This is a genomic window from Novosphingobium sp., from assembly GCF_040079535.1.
Taxonomy (GTDB): Bacteria; Pseudomonadota; Alphaproteobacteria; order Sphingomonadales; family Sphingomonadaceae; genus Novosphingobium.
Map to the genome: position 1 here is coordinate 1 of NZ_JBEBKB010000074.1, position 4,323 is coordinate 4,323.

The 4,323-nt window shown below is 62.0% G+C and carries 5 protein-coding genes and 1 pseudogene; all 6 read left to right on the forward strand.

Annotated features, from left to right (window positions below):
- The first annotated feature begins 258 nt into the window (after positions 1-258).
- Entirely contained in the window at positions 259-750 is a 492-nt protein-coding gene (locus ABL914_RS13675) for an SPOR domain-containing protein (RefSeq protein WP_391563744.1), read from the forward strand.
- 108 nt (positions 751-858) lie between these two features.
- Positions 859-1,365, forward strand: a complete 507-nt coding sequence (locus ABL914_RS13680) for a YbjN domain-containing protein (protein WP_391563745.1) — start codon at positions 859-861, stop codon at positions 1,363-1,365.
- A gap of 56 nt (positions 1,366-1,421) precedes the next feature.
- Positions 1,422-2,213 (forward strand): pyrroline-5-carboxylate reductase, encoded by a 792-nt coding sequence (gene proC, locus ABL914_RS13685; protein WP_391563746.1) that lies wholly within the window; start codon positions 1,422-1,424, stop codon positions 2,211-2,213.
- Between the two features lie 112 nt (positions 2,214-2,325).
- Positions 2,326-3,057: a Bax inhibitor-1/YccA family protein gene (locus tag ABL914_RS13690; protein ID WP_391563747.1), complete on the forward strand. Its 732-nt coding sequence runs from the start codon at positions 2,326-2,328 to the stop codon at positions 3,055-3,057.
- A 132-nt stretch (positions 3,058-3,189) separates the two neighbouring features.
- Positions 3,190-3,897, forward strand: a complete 708-nt coding sequence (locus ABL914_RS13695) for a hypothetical protein (RefSeq protein ID WP_391563748.1) — start codon at positions 3,190-3,192, stop codon at positions 3,895-3,897.
- A 145-nt stretch (positions 3,898-4,042) separates the two neighbouring features.
- Positions 4,043-4,323, forward strand: a pseudogene (obgE, locus tag ABL914_RS13700) (GTPase ObgE); the annotation flags it as partial.

The following is a 4,323-nucleotide window of genomic DNA, read 5'->3' on the forward strand; positions in this document are numbered from 1 at the left end:
GTTCCGGTCCCTGCTCCGGTGCCGCCGCCCAAGCCTGCTCCAGCGCCGCCTTCTCCCGCGCCCGCGCCCGCACCTGTTCCGGCTCCAGTGCCAGGGCCGGTTCCCGTACCGCCGCCGCCGCCTGCTCCTGCGCCTTCAGGCCCGGGTTTTGCAACGCTTGATCCGTCCGCTGGAACCTCTCCGGGCGGCTTTGATCTGCGCGATGTGGGGCAACCAAAGCCGGCCGCTGTGCCCACCCCAAGCCCGGCGCCATCGCCCATGCCGCCCCCGGCACCAGCCCCGCGCCCGCGCAATGTTGACGAAGCTTTTGCCGGCTTTGATGCCCCCAGCCGCGAGGTTGAGCCACAGGCCGGGGCCGTTGATATCCGCACCGTTCGTTCCGCTGCTGCGCCGCCATCCGGCAAGGATGCAAAGGGCAAGGATGGCCGTGACAAGACCAAGGACAAGGATACCAAGCCCGATCAACCCAGCCATCCCAGCCGGATTTGGGTGCAAGTGGCGACCGGGCGTGACAAGTCTGCGCTGACCTTTGATTGGCGGCGCATAGCCCGGGATGCGCCCGCACTGTTCAAAGGGATGCGCCCGCACGTCACCGGTTGGGGCCAGTCAAACCGGCTGCTTGCCGGGCCGTTTGCCAGCCAGAAAGAAGCCAATGCTTTCCTGGCCGCGCTTAGGAAGGCCGGCATATCTGGCGGTTTCATCTGGACCAGCCCGGCCGGGCAAGCGGTCGATACGCTTGGCGCCAAGTGACCAAACCAAGATATTTTCCACACTTTGTGAACAGCCTTGTCGAGTTATGCGCAGCCCCGCGCGGCGCCTGGATTGCTCCTGCCCCCCGATGACAGGCATCGCTGCTGAATGATTGAGGGTCAGCACAGCTACGAACGCGAGGACGACGCGGCACCTGTGGACATGCTTGCGTCGCTGTTCGAGGCGCGCGGCTGGCCATGCGAATTCGTTAGCGAGGACGAAATTTCGGGCGAGATCAAGGGCAGTTGGGCCAGCTATACCCTGCGCGGGATATGGCGGCGCGAGGATCATGTGCTGCAATTGCTGTGCCTGCCCGATATCCGCGTGCCCGATGATAAGCGCGCCGCCGTGTTTGAACTGCTGGCGCTGGTCAACGAACAGCTGTGGGTTGGTCATTTCGATTTGTGGTCAAGCGGCAATGTGCTGCTTTATCGCCATGGCCTGCTGCTGGGCGATGAAGGGTTACTAAGCCTGACCCAGGCCCAGATCGCGGTCGAAGCTGCGGTTGAGGAATGTGACCGGTTCTACCCGGCGTTCCAGTTCGTGCTGTGGGGCGATAAAACCCCGGACGAAGCAATGGCCAGCGCCCTGGTGGATGCCGCAGGCGAGGCTTGAGCACGCTTGGCAGCGTCCCCGCGCTATACTAGGGCTGCCGGAACAGGAGACGCCCATTGACCATTCTCATCCTCGGTTGCGGCAATATGGGCGGGGCGATGCTGGCCGGTTGGTTGGCGGGCGGGCTTGATCCGGCGCTGTTCACCGTCGTCGATCCCTACCTGGCCGAAGCCCCCGATGGCGTTCTGCTGCTCCAAGAAATTCCGGAAAAACAATTTGATTTCATACTTCTCGGGATAAAGCCGCAGGCCCTCGATGAGGCTGTTCCAGCGCTGGAACGGGCGCTGGGAGCCGATACGGTGCTGCTTTCGATCCTTGCCGGAACAGAGATTGCCAGCCTGGCTGCCCGGTTGCCCGGTGCGGGCGCGATTGTTCGGGTTATGCCCAATATTGCCGCAGCTATTGGAAAGGCTCCGCTGGGGTTGTTTGCCAGCGGACTGGCACCGCTGGGCCGGGAAAAGACCGAGGCACTGCTTGCACCGCTGGGCCAGGCTGAATGGCTGGAAAGTGAAAGCCAGCTTGATGCGGTCACTGCGCTGGCCGGATCGGGGCCGGCCTTCGTCTATCGTTTCATAGATGCCCTGGCGGCCGGCGGAACTGATCTGGGACTGGATCCGCAGCAGGCAAGGCGGCTGGCCTTGGCGATGGTTGAAGGGGCGGGGCGGCTGGCCGGATCCAGCGATCTTGCTCCGGATGAGTTGGCCCGCCGGGTTACCAGTCCGGGCGGGACAACTGCGGCTGGCCTGGCCGTGCTCGATCAGGATCAGGCGCTGGCCGGCCTGATCGCGCAAACGCTTCGGGCGGCGCGCGATCGCGGGGCAGAGCTGGCGGCAGAGGCGCGCCGCTGAACCGGTTACAATTTGTCATGCGCCGTTCGTGTCCGGTTTCTCTTGAATCCAGAGCCAATTGCCACGATATTCATGTCATCGCCTGCATGTTCGGGCGGAAAAGGAGTTTATGATGGCCGATTGGAACGATCAGCAACGCACGAAAAGCCCGTTTGGCGGCGCGACGATCAACGGTGATGTGATTGGTGCAGCTTCGCGCGATGAAGGCCTGCGCCGGTATATGCTGGGCATTTACAACTACATGGCTTCGGGCGTTTTGCTTTCGGGCCTGGTCGCGATGCTGTTCGCCAGTTCGAGCATCGGGGTTCAGGTGATGAGCTCGCCGCTGCGCTGGCTGATCATGCTGGCACCGCTGGGCTTCGTTTTTGCGATGAATTTCAACCGCTCGGAATCAACGCTCAAAACGATGTTCTGGGCGTTCTGTGTGATCATGGGCATGTCGATGTCCACGATCTTCATGGTCTATTCGGGTACTTCGATCGCCACGACGTTCTTTGCAACGGCCGGGGCTTTCGCCGGGCTTAGCCTCTATGGCTACTCGACCAAGCGCAACCTTTCGGCGATGGGCGCATTCCTGACTATGGGCGTGATCGGATTGATCATCGCGATGGTGGTCAACATGTTCATGCAATCGGGCCCGCTCGCGCTGGTTATTTCGGGGTTGGGTGTGCTGATCTTCGCAGGTCTTACCGCCTATGATACCCAGCGCCTGCGCGAAACCTATTACCAGGTTCAGGGCACTGACATGCTTGGCAAAGTGGTGATCCTGGGAGCGCTGACGCTCTATCTTGATTTCATCAACATGTTCCAGTTCCTGCTCAGCTTCCTGGGCAGCCGCGACTGATCCTGATCCAGCAACGCAATACCGTGCCCGGCGGCCTTTCGAGGCTGCCGGGCATTTGCATTCTGGGACAAAGCGGTTAGGAATCCGGTCAAGGGCGGGATGACCGCCGGTCGCAAATCAGGATAGGTTTTTATGGGATCGCTTCGTCGGACTATCGGATTCACCGTGGCCCTGGTGCTGCTGGCCAGCTGTGCCGATGCCGGAAAGCCCAAGGTTAAGCCAGCGCCGCCGCCGCCTCCCCTGCCGCCCCGGCCGGTGGTGGTCTATATCCCGCCGCGGCCCACGCCGCCGCTGGGCGCCGCGCCCACCGCCACAATCCCGACGATCAACGCCGCTGGCGTGCGCCAGACAGTCAATGCCGGGATCAGCGCCAATCAGACGGTGTGGAATTTCCGTTCGGCGTTCAATGTCGCCGCGCTCAACTGCCTGAAGCCAGAGCATGCTGAGATCCTGGTTGGTTACAAGCTGTTCCTGAAGACCCACAGGCTGGGTCTGGCGCGGGTGAATACTGCGGTGAACAGCGAATTTCGCAAGCGCCATGGGGCGTCCTACGTCCGTCCGCGTGAAGCCTATATGACCAAGGTCTACAACTTTTACGCCTTCCCGCCCACGCTCAACAATTTCTGCGATGCAGCGCTGGCGGTGGCGATTGAATCGAAAACCATCAAGGCTGCCGGGCTGACCGCCTTTGCCACGCGCAGCCTGACGGCGCTGGATAAGGTGTTCTACAGCTTTTATCTGTCGTTCGAACAGTACCGTGCCGATGCCGCAGCCTGGGATGCCAAGTATGCGCCCAAGCCCGCCGTGCCGGCTGCTGCGGCTGCCGCACCAGGGGTATAGCCGCGACCCAGCGGAGCAATTGGGCCGGCGGTGCGCACCAGGCCCAAATGCTTGGCTGGGCCCCGGATTTCGTTCTATCTCGCGTAGTCAGGGCTTGGCAAAGCCTGGACGCGACAATTGCATCAAACCACGCTAGAGCGCCCCAATGCATTTTCTTGATCAAGCAAAAATCTTCCTCCGTTCGGGCCAGGGCGGCCCCGGCGCGGTCGCGTTTCGGCGCGAAATGTACGTTGAGTATGGCGGTCCCGATGGCGGCAATGGCGGCAAGGGCGGCGATATCATCTTTGAAGCGGTGCCCGGGCTCAATACCCTGATCGATTTCCGCTATGCCCAGCATTTCAAAGCTCCGCGCGGGAACCATGGCAAGGGTCAGAACCGCCACGGCGCTGCTGGCAAGGACTTGGTGATCAAGGTCCCGATTGGTAC

Bases quoted from the DNA above. Each gene is read 5' to 3' on its own strand.
- ABL914_RS13675 (WP_391563744.1), top strand. From the start codon at position 259: ATGCCGCCCCCGGCACCAGCCCCGCGCCCGCGCAATGTTGACGAAGCT.
- ABL914_RS13680 (WP_391563745.1), top strand. From the start codon at position 859: ATGATTGAGGGTCAGCACAGCTACGAACGCGAGGACGACGCGGCACCT.
- ABL914_RS13690 (WP_391563747.1), top strand. From the start codon at position 2,326: ATGGCCGATTGGAACGATCAGCAACGCACGAAAAGCCCGTTTGGCGGC.
- ABL914_RS13695 (WP_391563748.1), top strand. From the start codon at position 3,190: ATGGGATCGCTTCGTCGGACTATCGGATTCACCGTGGCCCTGGTGCTG.